At 48.3% G+C, this 16,289-nt stretch carries 10 protein-coding genes; 8 read left to right on the top strand and 2 right to left on the bottom strand.

Features of this window, described 5'->3' with window-relative positions; genetic code table 11:
* Positions 1-4 precede the first annotated feature (4 nt).
* The 5 genes from KVT36_RS04865 (at position 5) to KVT36_RS04885 (ending at position 8,039) form a co-directional block, all read left to right on the top strand.
* A complete protein-coding gene (locus KVT36_RS04865; protein WP_217602376.1) occupies positions 5-1,558 on the top strand; it encodes a phospholipase D-like domain-containing protein in 1,554 nt (517 codons plus the stop codon).
* Positions 1,559-1,568: 10 nt separating this feature from the next.
* Complete coding sequence (locus tag KVT36_RS04870) at positions 1,569-2,762, top strand: hypothetical protein (protein WP_217602377.1); 1,194 nt, start codon at positions 1,569-1,571, stop codon at positions 2,760-2,762.
* 4 nt (positions 2,763-2,766) lie between these two features.
* Complete coding sequence (locus KVT36_RS04875) at positions 2,767-5,439, top strand: ATP-binding protein (protein ID WP_217602378.1); 2,673 nt, start codon at positions 2,767-2,769, stop codon at positions 5,437-5,439.
* Positions 5,439-6,563, top strand: a complete 1,125-nt coding sequence (locus tag KVT36_RS04880; protein WP_217602379.1) for a trypsin-like peptidase domain-containing protein — start codon at positions 5,439-5,441, stop codon at positions 6,561-6,563. The genes KVT36_RS04875 and KVT36_RS04880 overlap by 1 nt, the downstream gene beginning before the upstream one ends.
* Positions 6,564-7,055: 492 nt before the next feature.
* Positions 7,056-8,039: a FecR family protein gene (locus KVT36_RS04885; protein WP_217602380.1), complete on the top strand. Its 984-nt coding sequence runs from the start codon at positions 7,056-7,058 to the stop codon at positions 8,037-8,039.
* Between the two features lie 543 nt (positions 8,040-8,582).
* On the opposite strand, the gene KVT36_RS04890 is transcribed toward KVT36_RS04885, so the two are convergent.
* Entirely contained in the window at positions 8,583-11,780 is a 3,198-nt protein-coding gene (locus KVT36_RS04890) for a SusC/RagA family TonB-linked outer membrane protein (protein ID WP_217602381.1), read from the bottom strand.
* 274 nt (positions 11,781-12,054) lie between these two features.
* Between KVT36_RS04890 and dinB the strand changes: the two genes are divergently transcribed.
* On the top strand, positions 12,055-13,146 hold the full coding sequence (gene dinB / locus KVT36_RS04895) for a DNA polymerase IV (RefSeq protein WP_217602382.1): 1,092 nt from the start codon (positions 12,055-12,057) through the stop codon (positions 13,144-13,146).
* Positions 13,147-13,160: 14 nt separating this feature from the next.
* On the opposite strand, the gene KVT36_RS04900 is transcribed toward dinB, so the two are convergent.
* Positions 13,161-14,165: an AraC family transcriptional regulator gene (locus KVT36_RS04900; RefSeq protein WP_217602383.1), complete on the bottom strand. Its 1,005-nt coding sequence runs from the start codon at positions 14,163-14,165 to the stop codon at positions 13,161-13,163.
* Between the two features lie 137 nt (positions 14,166-14,302).
* On the opposite strand from KVT36_RS04900, the gene KVT36_RS04905 reads away from it, so the two are divergent.
* Together KVT36_RS04905 and KVT36_RS04910 are read left to right on the top strand one after the other, a co-directional pair.
* Complete coding sequence (locus KVT36_RS04905) at positions 14,303-15,319, top strand: NAD(P)-dependent alcohol dehydrogenase (protein WP_217602384.1); 1,017 nt, start codon at positions 14,303-14,305, stop codon at positions 15,317-15,319.
* Positions 15,320-15,364: 45 nt separating this feature from the next.
* The gene (locus KVT36_RS04910) at positions 15,365-16,243 is read left to right on the top strand and encodes an aminotransferase class IV (protein ID WP_217602385.1); all 879 of its coding nucleotides are present in this window, start codon (positions 15,365-15,367) and stop codon (positions 16,241-16,243) included.
* Positions 16,244-16,289: the final 46 nt, after the last annotated feature.

Consider the following 16,289-nt stretch of genomic DNA (forward strand, 5'->3'; position numbering starts at 1 on the left):
AACAATGCAAACAGTGGAAGAAATATTACCGGTAAGCCCCGATCTGTTTGGACCGGTTATTACGGTTATTAAAGCCAACCAGGAAGCGCTGTTAACTCTGCCCGGTGTATTAGGTGTGCGCCCGGGATTCAGCAAAAGTAACCGGGGAGAAGATCCTGTTCCCGTAATAACAGTAGTAACAAAACCGGATGCCGGCATAGTGCCCCTGCCGGAAAGCCTGGAAGGCATACCCCTTGAAGCCGAAGTTGCCACCCCACTGGACCTGGTGGAAGGTTTGATACCGCTTTCAATATGGGAGGGATATAACCTGGAAGCTGCTCCCCACATTAACTACCAGCCGCCGGACCCCAACGAGGTAGCGCTTACCGCAATGGAAGTGAAGAATGTGACCTGCCATGTAGGGCCGGATTCCGGCTGGACCACCCTTCAGCCGTTTCTTGAAGAAACCACTACCAGCCTTACGGTGGCCATGTATGAGTTTTATGCAACGCACATCATTGATACCATTACCACGCTGGGGCAGGAGCGGGGCGCTACGCTAAGTATGATATTACAGGTTGATAAGAACGACCTGCACATAGTAGATACCCTCTCACAAAGCTGGGGCGAAAGGCTGGAATTTGTAAAAGCATCCGTATCCGGCGCTAACCGCATTTTTAATAACTCGTACCATACCAAGGTAGCTGTGCGTGATTCCAGCGCTTTCTGGCTTTCCAGCGGTAACTGGAGCCCTCACAGCCAACCCCTGATAACACCCGGCAATGAGCAGTTCCTGTATAAGGAAGGGAACCGGGAATGGCATGTGATCATTGAAGACAGGCCTTTGGCGGAGATGTACGAAAAGTTTATCCGCTATGATATGCGGCAGGCCACAGGAGCAGTAATAGAAGAAGCTTTTTTTGAGCTGCCGGACCTTTTTGTACCGGATACCTTAGCTGAAGCGGAAGCAGCCGTAATACAGCCACAGCCCTTTGCAGCAGAGACCTTCTATACAAACGGCGAGGTTGTAAAAGTGAAACCTTTGATGAGCCCTGATAATTATGCAGCGGAAGTATTGAAGCTGATTGAAGCTGCGGAGGAATCGCTGTACCTGCAGTTCTCTTACATACGCCAGCCTTCTGCAGAAATATTTGACCGGATCATTGCGGCTATTGCCCAAAAGATGGAAGCAGGCTTGGATGTAAAAGTGATTGTTGGCCCCAGCCAGAAAGCAGAGCACTCCGACCTGCTGATCGGTACCCGTAAATGGAAAAGAAGCATGTTCCGCCGGCAAAGCAGCAAAGTACATAACAAGGGCATTCTCATTGATGGTAAAATAGCGGTGGTAGGCAGCAACAACTGGTCGTCTGACGGTACGCAATACAACCGGGATACCAGCCTGGTATTCTTTTCCCCGCAAATAACCGCGTATTACACTGCTGTATTTATGTTTGACTGGAACAGCCTTACAAAGCCCATTAGCCAACCGCAGGAAACTACCCCGCTGATCGCGCCTGAAAATGCACCTGCGCCGCCGGGTATGCGCCGTGTAAGCTGGCAGGAATGGTATGACGCATAAATTAATTCTTATGTTATCTGAAAACGATAAAGACTACGTAATAGAAGTGCTGACCAGCCGGTTGATCCTGGAAGAAAAACCCAGGACCGCGCTGGTACTTTCTTTTATGAACACCACATTTGCCGAAGACCTGGTACAGGGGAAAGCCCGTGAAATAGCCATGGACGCCGTACGCTTATGCATAAACGACGGCTGGGGCCACATGCCTACCTGGATGGAACGCCTGCTGAAGATCTATGAGCTGACCATTGTGGATGCAAAGATCGCGGAGATCTGGGAACGCTCACGGCACCAGCCGCCACCCGTTGCAGACCCGCTTGACCAGACCGTGCTGAATAACAGCACCCCATTCGTGAACCGGAGATTATTGCGCTCGCACCTGCAACGGCTGTCCACTGCCGGTGCTAACCTGCAGCCCATACTGGTGGTGAATGGAGATACCCAATGCGGAAAATCGTACTCCACGAATTATATAGAGCACTTTTCAAACGTAAAGTCGATCTTAACTTACCGGCTTTCTCTGGACCCTGAGCTGGGCCTGTCAATGGGCCCCAGGGAAGTGGCTATGGACCTGGTGTACCAGATGGGCAGGCCGCTGACCAGCATGCCTGCACCTGAAACCAATTTAAACCTGTACGCCCGGCAGCTTGCCGGCTGGGTGCTGAATGAAGCATCGCAAACATCTTCACAACACTGGTTTGTTTTAGACAACTTCCGCGGGGAAATGCTGCTGCCGGCAACCCGGAATTTCCTGGTAGCCCTTTCAGACCGGATCACTACAGGCGTGTTTTCGCATCGCTGCCGGCTTATACTCATAGGATTTGACCGGGCGGTATTAACGGTGGACCCCGGTAAGGTAGAGGAAGAGCGGATACAACCCTGCACCGCCAACGATGTAGAATTTGCGGTAGATGAAATATTGAAAAGAGCAGCAGGCCACAGCTTTAATATGCAGCACCTGGTGGCATATGTTTGCACTGACCTTCCCAAAGCACCGGAGAAAATGTATGAGCTGAACCAGCGCTTAAGGATGCTTTTGCGTGCGGTGAATGAGCTGACCGTGATCTTTGCAGCCGTGCCTGACATTGATTTCGAGGCCGTGCTGCTGCAGGTGCTTACCGGCCTTCCAAAAGACCGCGCGGAGCGCATGAACGAGCTACAGCAAAGACTGGATGATCTCAAGGATTCTCTCAACGAAATTTAATTTTATGTCATTAGATATTACTGCCAGGATCATTGCAAAATATACCAGCAAGCGGGATGAACGCCAGCAAAAGGAAACAACGAAGGATGATCAGCTGTTATGGGCTTACCTGCAGGCAGCAGCCGTGCTGCATTGTTTTGCCTGTGATTCCCTGCAGCCGCTTAATAGCACTGTTACGCACCCGCATCCCCGGGTATTATTGTATGACTATGTTGTACCCGCTGCCGGCGGATTATCAGAAGGCCTTTTTACGTTAAAGCCTGCTACACGGCAGGAAGCATTGCGTAAGTTCACATCAAGAACAGCTATGCAGGCGGCTTTGCAGGCCAACCCGGACCGTTTGATAACCGATGTGCAAAAGTTATGGGAAAACTACCTGTCTACCGGCACCATACCCCCACCGGAAAAAATGGGTTATAAACAGCTGAACTGTTTGTGCCAGGTGCTTACCTGGCTGGGGGGAATGGATGACAGCCTTCCTTCCCAGGCCGATGTGCTGCAGCTGTTACACCGGAAAAGCGTGCTGGCAAGTTTTGAGCACCTGGTTATTTCAAACTTTACCGGGCGCAAAAAAGAGCTGCGTACCCTGAACCAGCATATTGGCAATGCCTCCACTTCCATACTGGATTGGTTCTCGTCTAAAAAGAAACCCATACTGGCTATTCATGGCCCGGGCGGCATTGGGAAATCGGCGCTGGTAGGCCGTTTGCTGTGGGAGAATTTCCAGGGCGACAATAAGAAAAAGATCCCCTTTGCTTACCTGGCTTTTGACCAGCCTAACCTGCGCATTGAAACGCCCTTTACCATATTGGTGGAAGTAGCTGCGCAGCTGGCATTACAGCTCCCGGAGCTTGCCGCTGTGTTCATACAGTTCAATGATGTGGTGCGCGACTACCGGGATGGCCAGGGTGCAATAAATAACCGGGGAGATATATCTGCTACCCGTACTATTCGCCTGAATGCCTACCGTTCAGCAGATGAAACCCTCTATAGTGAATTTGCCTCGCTGCTTGATATTATTTCCAAACAGAACAACCCCAAAAGCCCGCTCCCGGTATTAATTGTACTGGATACTTTTGAGGAGGTACAGTACCGCGATCGTGAAAGCCTGAGTGCCTTTTGGCGTATGCTTGGTATTATTCAGAGGGAGTTTTCCCTGCTGTCTATCATTATTGCAGGCAGAACGCCCATTGCAGACCTGGGGATAGATAAAGATGTTTTGCAGGAGCTGCCCCTGGAACGGCTGGACCAGGCCGACAGCATTACTTTGCTGAATGCCCTTGGCGTTACAGATGGAACCGTTGCAAAGGCCGTTGCCGGACAGGTGGGCGGAAATCCTTTATCGCTAAGGCTTGCAGCCAACTTAATTACATCTGACACCGGTGCTGCCGGTACTTCAGGAATTAAGAACCTGAGTACATCCAACTGGATGTTCTTCCGGCTGGATGAGCAGATCATACAGGGGCAGCTCTACAAAAGGATCCTGGATCATATCCATAACGAAGAGGTGCGTAAGCTGGCACATCCCGGCATGGTGTTACGCATTACCAGCCCGGAAATAATACTCTATGTGCTGGCCCCTGTTTGCAAAATAGCCATTGAAAGTATAACAGAAGCAGAAGCGCTTTTTGAAGCGTTAAAACGGGAGCATGCGCTGGTAACAATGGGCGATGCCGGTACCCTGGTGTACCGCCCGGAGATCCGGCAATCCATGATCCGGCTGCTGAAGCAGGATAAATACGCTGAAGTACGTACGCTGCATAATGCCGCCATTGCTTTTTATATAGGGCAGGAAACTATTGAGGCGCGCGCGGAAGAAATGTACCACCGGCTGGCATTGGGTGAAAACAGTTATCACGAGCTTGACCAGCGCTGGATAAAAGGTATTGAGCAATCCATAGCCTCTAACCTGGAAGAATACCCGGATCATGTTAAGGTTTGGCTGGCTTCCAGGATGGCCCTTGAAGTGCCCCGTGATATTTATGCAAATGCGGATATAATGGACTGGGAGCGGAATATAACGCGTAAGATCAAACGCGCATTAAAGGAGCTGCAGTTTAAATGGGCGCTGGAATTATTAGGCGAGCGGAAAGACCGCTCAGAACAAAGCCCACTTTTTGCGCTGGAAGCAAAGGTATATATGCTGATAGAAAATAATCAACGGGCATGGGAAGTGCTGGAGCAGGGGGTAGAGAAGGTATCCGGCTCCACGAACCGGGGCCGCCTGGCGGAATTGTTCTGGCTGCAGTCGCAGGTAGCATTGCTCCGAAAAGATCCACCCACTGCAGATGAAAAGCTGGAACAGGCAGCGCAGGCCATTGCCGGTGCGGCCAACCCCATTCCCCTTATCCAGATCCTCTGCCACCGGCTGCTGATCCATGATACCCACCATTTAAGCAACAATAACATTATCCCGGCTTTACGTTTCAGGTTAAACGCTGCCTGTGAACGCATAAACGAAAGCAACGCCTATACGGTGCCCTTTGTAATTGAGCTGGCTATTCCACTCTTAGGCGATGAATATCCTAAAACCAGGAAGCAGCTGGAAAGCTTTAACATACACGGTTTCAAGCCAACGCTTGACATACTGACCACTGAAAACCTCAGGGGCCTGGATGAATACAGGGAAAGCTGGGAGCAGGAAGAAGATAATTATTTATACGAAAGCTTAGTTTAATGGCATTACTTACACAACAGGAGATCCTGAAACTGGGCGATGCGCTTATAAGCGGGTTAGACCCGGCCGGGAACCGCATTGCATTGCTGCAATCCATTGACAGAAGATTTGTGGCCGTTTTTCCGCAGGCAGGTAACCCCGCCGCACAAATGATGGTAGATATAGGGTACATGAATGAAGTGGAAAGGCTAACCTCCGGTGCGGTGCCGCTGCAGCTATACCTGCAGAATGCAGCCTTCCTGTTATACGGGGCCGGGCAAAATGAAGCAACGGTAAGGGCTACGCTGGACCTGGTGAACCAGCGGGCCACAGGTGCTCCCAAACCTGATGTGGAGAACATAAAGGAAATAAAGGAACAGATCATTCATGCAGATGATATGGTAACCTTTGCCTTTATGGAAGCAGGCGTAAAAGCGGCGCCTGCCGTGTTAAAGCTGAAAGTGCCGGGTTTTCAGAACGGCCAGCCCCGCAAGCTGGCGAATGGGCAGCCCATGAACTTTTTAGGTACCGGCTGGCTGCTCACCTCATCGCTTATTATGACAAACCATCACGTTATTAATGCGCGGAAACAGGGTGAGGCAAATGCCCCGGAAGCCGATCTGCAGCTGCAGGCAAAAGGCACGCAGGCATTGCTGGATTTTGATGCAGATGAAATGGAAGCAGGCAGCACCATCCAGGTAACGGCACTGGAAGCATGGGAGCCCGGCCTGGACTATGCCATTATACGGGTGCCGGACACCGGCAGAAGCCCGCTGCGGTACACCACGCAAATGCTTACCTATAACAATGAGCCTATTCCCGTTAATATTATACAGCACCCCGGCGGGCGTGGTAAACGTTATGCCATCCGGAATAATCTTGTAAGCTCCTCCACTGCTAATGAGCTGCGTTATTTTACGGATACAGAAGCCGGTACTTCCGGCTCGCCGGTATTGAACGACCAGTGGGAGGTGGTGGCCTTGCACCGGGCATCCATGTCGGTATCCGGTGTGCAATTCCAGGGTAAGACCACTGCCTATGTGAATATTGGAACGCATTTATCATTGATCCTGGAAGATCTGAAAGCAAGATACCCGGCGCTTGCAGCGGAGATAGGGATCTTGAATGGAGCAGTTGCGCTGTAATAAAAATAACAGTGTATGCATTACAATGATGTATCAGGATTGTAAAGGATAGTATCTTATTGATGCTGCTATAATAATTTCCCGATCAATAACAAATGCTTTAACATGTAATTAACCAGATTTAACCCATCCTGCTGTTAAATTGAGCAGGATTTTTTCACCCTATATACCCATGAGTAAGGGACAATTAATCAATCCATTAATTATGGTAATGTAAATAAATATATCACACAGCTAAAGCTCTTACAATAGGAGAATGTATAATTCTCAGATGCCTTGATATCTGCATAGATAATCATGTACTGTCGGGCGCCCCAAAAAATGTCGCCTGGACATTATTAAATGCTGACAAATGAGTTTGTGCAACACTGCCAAAACATCCATGAGTTGGTATTGACATAATCTTGAAAAACCGCCCAATCGCGTTAAGGCGATTGTGGTAGAAACATATGTACTACACCAGAACATATTTATATGCTATACGATTTCAACATGTTTTTAGATCTCATCGCAAAGAAACTGGCGGGCTCTATCAGTCCTGATGAAGAGCAGCTTCTTAGCGATATTATTGCGGCAGATCCCAAGGCTGCAGCTATATATGCCGACGAATCTGCCCTGTACCGCTCCTGGCATTTCAAAAGACCTGTTGCGGGTAAGCATAAGCACCGGGATACGCTCAAAGTTGTTGCTGTTAAGAGCACAAAACATGCACGCAGACTTGAGATGATGAGGGCTGCAGCGGTGTTACTATTGATCATCTCCGGCATTTGTTTTTTCCATTACGGTCCGCCCACATTCGGCGGAAACAATTCTATGCTGGCTCTCCCTTTTGATAACATGGAGGATACTGCAATCCACACCGTGATAACATTCAGGGGAAAGGAAGATAGCGTTAGCTTATCGGATGGATCTACAGTACGGATCAATGCAGCTTCACGCCTGCGGGTGCAGTTCTCAAAAGATAAGCGGAAAGTGGATTTTAAAGGGGAAGCTTATTTTAAAGTGGCGCCCGGCCGCAGGCCATTTGTCATTAACACACCTTATGCCACCATTGAGGTACTGGGCACAGAGTTCAATGTTAATACCTATGACTCCGGAGTAACAAAGATCTCATTGGTTAAGGGAAAGATCCGTGTCAGGGCAATGGGCAAAGACATTATTGTACATGCAGGCGAGGAGCTGGTGTATACGCATGGTAGCACGTTCCAGCTACGGGCGTGCACGTGTAATGTTGCTTTGGCATGGCAGCATGGAGTGTGCCATTTCTTCAATGAAGATCTAAATGCTATAGCTCCCAGGCTGGAGCGGCTGTTTGATACCTGCGTTGTTATTGATGATGAGCGGCTGCTGGATAAAAGATATACAGGTTTGATCGATAAGTCAATTGGCCTGATGGCCAACATAAATAATATACCAGCGGTCACTAAACTTGATTGTCGTTTTTCGGGAGATACGCTGCATATTGCTTCTAAGTAAGCGGAGGGGGATGAATGAAGCGGCAGGGTACAACATACCCTGCCGTTTTTATGTTGTTATGTGTTATGGTTCCCGTTTTGCCCGGTGTGGATTATGGCTGCCGATAGTATACGGTCACACAATTATCCTGGTACCAGGTCCTGGTGGCTGTTCCCAAAGTGCTGGTGCAAATAACACCGGTTACAGTGGTTCCGCATTCAGGCGGTAGGGTCCCTAACAGGCAAGTATTACCGAGATTACTCTGTATGAATCTGGCAGATGTGCGTTTCGTATTTGCCAGTGAAAATAAGGTGGACAATAATAATACGGCAAGCGTAATTGCTTCACGCCGGCGTTTACATAGGAACTTTTTCATGATGATTAAATTTGGTTTTATGCTTACTCTGTTACATGGGTTTTCAGCATCTCCCATTATTGCTATCGATTGCGCAATAAGTTAAACTGCTATACGTATCACTGTAAGAGAAGTCATAACAGTAATCAAGCCCCCCGAATTAAAGAAGTGGTGTAAATAACCTGGTGCCCGTGTCTTGCCCCCTGTTCTTAGAATGCTATTTGTAATCCGGCGGTAACCATCCTGGTTGTAGGATATCTTTCCGAGGATGCGGCAGTTTCAGGATCTAAACCGGGATACCTGGTAATTGTAAACAAATTTTGCCCCTGTACAAACAATTTACTGCTTTTTATCCTGATCCTTTGCATCCATGCTTCGGGAAGATGCCAGGCAACAGATAATGACTGCATCCTTATATAAGATGCATCTGCTATTCGTTGGTCGCTCTCAACTAAATAACGGAAAGCTGTTCCTTCCGGTGTGAATATTGTACTGGTAAATCGCTGTATATGGGTCACATCTTCAGGATGCTGCCAGCGGTCCCAAACTGTTGTAGGCTGATTGCGTATAGCGCCCGGGGCAACATTGGAATTTGCATATTCGTAGCTATAATTTTTTTGACGCACAAAGCGTAAAAGAAATTCAATTTCCAGGCCTTTCCACCGGATATTATTTTGTATACCTCCATATATGGAGGGCCCAATACCCTTGCCATATGCCTTGTCATCAAGGGTAGCTCCGTCTCCGTTCTTGTCCGCAAACAGGAAGATCCCTTCTTTCGGAGCAACGCCGAGTACATGGTATCCCTTAAACATATCAAGCGGTAACCCTACAGAGTAATAGTATTTGTAGGAGGTCATTTCCAGGAATGGGAATTTTTTCAGTACTGTTTTGGGAAAACTGATGTTCAAATTTGTAGTCCAGGTGAGCTTATCGGATCTTATGTTATTGGAGATGATGTCTACCTCCACACCTTTGTTTTCCACTACTGCCGGGTAATTCACCGGTCTTTTTTCTGCGCCGTCGAAGGCGGATTTTAATGTGAGAAGCTGGTTACCACTGCGGTTATGATATACACTGAGGTTTATTAACAACTGATCGTTAAAAAAACCAAGGTCTAGTCCTGCTTCCGCTTTTCGTACTTTCTCCCAGGTATAATTCCAATTGGCTAAGGGGCCATAAACATTGCCAACTGCCAGATAAAAAGGTAGGGAAGGGTTTTTGCTTTCATCGGGTGTCCATCTGTTATTGCCCGATACTCCCAGGCTGCCGCGCAATTTACCAAAGCTCAGAATACGGTTTTGTACCAACCAGCTTTCCCTGCTGAAGATCCAGGCAGCTGCAATGGTTCCAAAGTTACCGTATCTACCCATAGTGGATAGCCTGGTAGAGCCGTCCCGGTTAATAGTTATATTCAGCAAATATTTGTCATTATGCTTATAGCCGATATGTGCATACCAGGATGTGTAACGATAGTTTTGCCTGGTTTGGTTATTGGTATCCACGTCTGTTGCAGCATTTCTGTTTTCGAGCTGCGTATCATCCTTATACCCATAGCCTGAATAACTGTTGGCCGTTTTCCCATCTTTTTGAAAGGTGGATCCGATCAGCATATTAAATTGTTCTTTTCCAATTGTTTTATTCCATGAGCCTTGCAGCTCTGCAATCAGGTTGGAAAATTTAGTATCCGCAAAATTGCTAAAGCCAGCGATCTGGCCACCGAATGATCTTGATGGATTGATCTGCGTTTCATGTATATTGAAGGAGCCATAACCTAAAGTGGATGTTATAGACAAACCTGGTATTAGCTGGTAACTAAAGGTGCCATTAGTACGGACGTTATGTGAGCCAGCTTTGTAGGTTTGAAGCATAAAGCTATAAGGGTTCTCAAAATTCCCCTCTGCAAAGTTGAGGGTATCACGAACATAAGGCTCCGGCGTATTAGGCGGCAATGTGGAAAATTGGGTAAGATCCAGAGAGGGCAACACATTCCGGTCAGCCACATAATTTCCGGCAACAGCTGCATTGAATTTTTTATTGAGTGAGCTGAAATTGTATTGAAACCGTAATGAACCCTTTGTGTAATAAAATTCTTTAGTGGGATAAACAGTGCTTTCACGCCTATACAGGCCGCTTAAGCGGTAACTGCTGGTTTTACCTGTGCCCACCAATTCCATGTTCGCATTGGTAACATGGCCCGTTCCGCCTATCAGCGTCTTTTGCCAGTTGGTATAACGCGTGGTATCCCATACTTTGAGGTCATAATCACGAGAGGAGTCAGCAGACCGCTTGTCGTTGTTTAATCCTTCATGACGCATCTGTAAATATTGCTGCGTATCCAGGTACTTAACCAAATGACCCGCTTCCGCTATGCCTGAGTATACGTTGACCGTCATTCCTTTCCTATCCTCTGTGGGCGTTTTACTGGTAATGACTATTACCCCGTTAGCCCCGCGGGTGCCGTAGATGGCTGTAGCATCAGCATCCTTCAGTACAGATATACTGGCAATATCATGCACATTTACCAGGTTTAACGGGCTGGCGGCAACATTTGCACCTAAACCAACGCCGCTTCCAATCTTATTGGTCACATCTGAATTGGATTGTCCCGAAAAGAAAGGCATACCATCATATATTATCAGCGGATCTGTGCTGCTTTCAATACTGTTCCTTCCACGCAAGCGGATATTAAGACTGCTGCCAGGCAATCCACTGATGGCCGTAATATATAACCCGGGTATACGGCCCTGTAATGCAAAGAGCGGGTTTGAAACCGGTTGAGCAGTAATATCCTCCTCTTTTACCCTGCTGATATTCCCGGTAAGCGTTTGTTGGGAATATCCCACTATGGTTATCTGGTCCAGGTTTGCAACGTAGGGGGCTACCTGTATATTGATGGTATCTTCCTTTGCAATCACCTCTTTATTAATATAGAGCATGGAACGTGTTGCAAGACGGGCATCCGGTTTAACATCTTTTAACCTGAACTGGCCGTTTTCATCTGTCCGGGTTCCTTTAAAGGAAGCTCTCACCCCAACAAAAATATTCTTAACAGGAATACCATTATTATCCCGCACTGTTCCTGTTACTGTTCGGGTAACATTTTTCGGCATCTCACCTAACAGCGGATCGCCTTCTTTTCTGGGTAAGATCACAAATACCTGACCCCTGTAGTCCCAGGTAAGCTCTCTTTTTCTTAGCAGATAGGCGAGCACGTTATCCAGCGGCTCATTTTTAAATGTTACGCTGATCCTTTCCGAACTATTTATTTGCTGATCGTTGAAGAAGGCCTGTAGCTGGGTTTGTTCCCATATTGCATTAAAGAAGTCGCTTAATGTAAGATTTTCACAGGTAATGGTTACCCTTGCATCTTTCCCCTGCGTATAGGCATAGAAGTTGCCTGCCATTAATGTGATAAAAAGGCAAAATGAAAAAATGAGGGGAAATATGCGGGGATACATATCCTGGATCAAATGAATCTCATGTGATAAGTTGAATGCTTCCTTATTTTTACTCTCGATAGGTGTATTACTGTCCTTAGATGCAATGAGGCCGTAAATTATGATAAACGATCATCGAAAAGGTTAATATCTTGTTAATGTCAGGGAGCCGTCCTCAGGGGCCTTTTCCTTTTTATTCTCCCATCCCTTCCTATCTTTGTCTTTTGCTACCTGGTGCTGCATGCAAAACGAACCTTCTAAACCGCTCCGCAAGATCATCCACATAGATATGGACGCTTTTTACGCGTCCATAGAGCAGCGCGATTTTCCCGAGTACCGCGGCAAACCCATTGTAGTCGGCGGCTCGCCTGAAGGCCGGGGCGGGGTAGTGGCTACTGCCAGCTATGAAGCGCGCAAATTCGGTATCCGTTCTGCCATGCCATCCAAAAGGGCGCTGCAGCTTTGCCCGGATGCTATTTTCGTACGTCCAAGGTTTGATGTGTACAAAGAGGTATCCCGCAGGATCCGCGAGATCTTTCACCGCTACACCGACCTGATAGAACCCCTTTCCCTGGATGAAGCTTTCCTGGATGTAACAGAGGATAAACTGCAGGTAGGATCTGCCATAGAAGTGGCTAAGCTGATCAAGCAGGCTATAAAGGATGAGCTCCGGCTTACTGCATCTGCCGGCGTATCGGTAAATAAGTTTGTAGCCAAGATAGCCTCTGATATGCAAAAGCCGGATGGCCTTACCTTCATAGGCCCTTCTGCAATAGAAGATTTTATGGAAAAGCTGCCGGTAGAAAAGTTCTTTGGCGTAGGCAAGGTAACGGCAGATAAGATGAAACGCATGGGCCTGCACACCGGCGCTGATCTGAAAAAACTTACGGAAGCAGATCTTACCCAGCATTTCGGTAAACCCGGCCGTTTCTATTACCGCATTGTGCGGGGCATTGATGACCGGCCCGTAGAACCACACCGCGAAACCAAATCCCTCAGCGCAGAAGATACCTTCCCTTACGACCTTACCACCCTGGAAGAAATGTACGCGGAGCTGGATAAGCTATCGCTAACCGTACATAACCGCTTAGTGAAATACAATCTAAAGGGCCGTACTATTACGCTGAAAGTGAAGTACAGTGACTTCCGGCAGATCACGCGGAATTTATCGCTTAGCTATCCGGTGAATGATGTTGCTACCATACAGGCTACCGCAAGGCAGCTGATGACCGCGGCTTTTTATGAGGATAATAAAGTACGGTTGTTAGGGATCGGGCTTTCTAATTTTGGTGAGATATTGCCGCCGGCGAACGGGCAGCTGGAATTGTTTTGATGTCATCACATTAGCTAATTTTTCAAATAATTCACCGGGCTGCTGCCGGTCCATCTTTTAAATGCCCGTGTAAATGCACTCAGCTCATTATATCCCAGTATATACGAGATCTCTTTTATAGGGTAACTACCGGATTCCAGGTAATGCAGGGCCAGCGATTTGCGTACTGATTCAGCCAGCTGCTGGTAGGTAATGCCTTCTTCCTGCAGCTTGCGTTGCAGCGTACGGGCGCTGGTGTTAAAGTTCGCGGCCAGGTCTTCCAAAGAAGGAATGCCCAGGTAAGCATTGGCCAGTAAATAACTGCTTAACCGGGTGCGCAGGTTGGGAATGTTGCTTAACGTATCATCTACCGCGCCCACCTTTTGCAGCAGCAGGCTTTGTAAAGCGTAATTAGCAGTGATCACCGGCGTATCCCAATGCTGTTTATCAAACTCAATTACATATTCCTTTGATTTCCGTATAGCCGTACAACGCAGCACCCGCTGGTATTCCGCTTCATTATGGCTATGAAAGGGCAGCTTCACCTGTTTGGGCTGAATGGGCTGCAATACCAGTCCGTCCATTTCATGCAGGGTATAGGCCATAAACAGGTCCATCATTTGCTGAAACGCGAAACTGTGTTCCTGTGTGCCATCTTTATAAGGAATGAACTGTACGGTGAAACCTGTTTTATGTTGCGTAACCTGCATGCCAAACAGATCGGTGATGAGGTGCGTGAAGGACGCCGCCTGTGTAAGCGCTTCGCCTACTGTGCTGCTATGCTGAATGATGAGCCCTACCATGCCCAGGGCAGATGCCTGCATGGACTCGCCCAGGTGCAGCCCGAATAAAGGATCGTTACTCAGGTGGCAGGCGTTTAACCACAGATCATTCAGCTGTTTTGGTGTAATGACCAACGGGTTTTTACTTTGTAAGGCGGAGATAGAAAGCCCTGCCAGTGAGCATAACTGCTCCGCAGATATTTCCCGCCGCACTGCATAGGCCAGCAGGTTTTTCACTAATGCTTTTTGCAGATCCATACATCCTGAAATTTGTGCCAAGATAAGTGTAAATACAACTGGCTGTGATGCCGTGGCGCAAAATGATCAATGATTGGCGTCTTTGGATAAACCCGCAGGCACTGACCCGGCCTAGCTTTGCCATCAAAATAATGATCATGAGAGCTTATCACCTGGAAGATACAGCCACTGTAAAAAAACTCATCCTGCAACAACATTCCATCCCGGAACCCGGCCCTACAGAAGTATTGGTACGTATGCATGCCGTATCCCTGAACCGCCGGGATACCTATATCCTGAATGGCGTGTACCCGCTGCCGTCAGTACCGGGCGTAATACCGCTGAGCGATGGGGCAGGAGAAGTAGTGGCTACTGGTGAAGCTGTACAAAAGTTTGCCATAGGCGATCATGTAGCCGGCAGCTACTTTGCCCGCTGGGTAGACGGGCCTTTTAGCCGTGAGCTTGGCCGGCACCAATTAGGCTGCACACTGCCCGGTATGCTCACGGAATATGCCTTGCTGGAAGAAGAAAGCCTGGTACATGTACCACCACACCTGAGCTGGGAGGAAGCGGCCACCTTGCCTTGCGCAGGATTAACGGCCTGGAACGCACTAACCGGCGGCGGGCCCATTACACCGGGGCAAACCGTACTTACTATAGGCACCGGCGGCGTAGCATTGTTTGCTTTACAGTTTGCCAAAATGCTGGGTGCAAAAGTGATTGCCATTACCTCCTGCCCGGAGAAGGCGGCGCGGCTTATTGAGCTGGGCGCGGATGATGTGATCAACCGGCATACCATACCCAACTGGCCGCCTGCAGTACGGGCGCTCACGAACGGGCAAGGCATAGATCATATCATAGAAACCGGCGGGGCCGATACCATTGAGCAATCCTTACAGGTAACTGCGCTCAATGCCAATGTAGCGCTGGTGAGTGTGCTGGGCATCCAAAAAAAGATGATAACAATAGATCCCATCATACTGGCCGGCAACCTGGTTACCATGCGCCGTTTATTTGTTGGCCACCGTACCGGCCTGGAAGCCATGATCCGCGCCATGGCCGTACACCTGCTGCACCCGGTAATAGACCGCGTATTTCCCTTTGAGGAAGCTGCACAAGCCTATGAATATTTTGCTACGGGCTGCCTGATGGGAAAAGTAGTGATCAAAATATAGAAATACCCGCGTACTGCCTTATCTTTCGGCAAATATCTACGCAGCATGAACCAAGCGGCTGTTTTTATCAACAATACATTTGTACCCGCCACAGAGGCTGCCTTGCTGGTCACTGACCTGGCAACACAACGTGGTTACGGCATTTTTGATTTCTTTAAAACGACCAATAACATACCGGTTTTCCTGGATGACCACCTGGCCCGCTTCTACAATTCCGCAGCGCAAATGCGGCTGCCGTTGCAGCAAAGCCCGGAGCAATTGAAAGCGATCATCCATGAATTAATACAACGCAACCAGGTCCCCGATGCCGGCATCCGTATTTCCTGCACCGGCGGTTACCCGCAGGACGGGTATAGTATTACTACGCCTAACCTGGTGATCACGCAACAACCTTTGGCCCCGCTTGCTGCAGATGCCTTTGAAAAAGGATTGCGCCTGGTAAGCTACAATCATCAGCGGCAGCTGCCGGAAATAAAGACCATTGATTACCTGATGGCCATCTGGCTGCAGCCGTTTGTAAAGGAGCAACAGGCAGATGACCTGCTGTATTACCGGCATGGGTTGATCACGGAATGCCCGCGTGCAAATATTTTTATGGTTACGGAGGATGATATTGTAGTAACGCCATCCCGCAACATTTTAAAAGGCATTACGCGAATGCATACTTTAAAAGTAGCTGGCGGATTGTACCAAGTGGAAGAGCGGGATGTTACCTTAGAAGAGTTTCGTGCTGCAAAGGAGGCTTTTATTTCCAGCACTACTAAATACATTTTGCCTGTATTGCAGCTGGATGGGAAACCTATTAGTAATGGGCAACCGGGGGCTGTTACTGCGCGGTTGAATGAAGCATTGCGGGAGTATGTTGGAAAGCATGTAGGGTTCTCCCACCCATCCGGCAACGAACTGTACCCGCCTGTTCGGTAAGTCTATTGGGGCTTAGTGGGTCGTATCAGCTGTAAATAGGGATGTG

The sequence above is a fragment of the Chitinophaga sp. GbtcB8 genome (assembly GCF_019091455.1).
Classification (GTDB): Bacteria; Bacteroidota; Bacteroidia; order Chitinophagales; family Chitinophagaceae; genus Chitinophaga.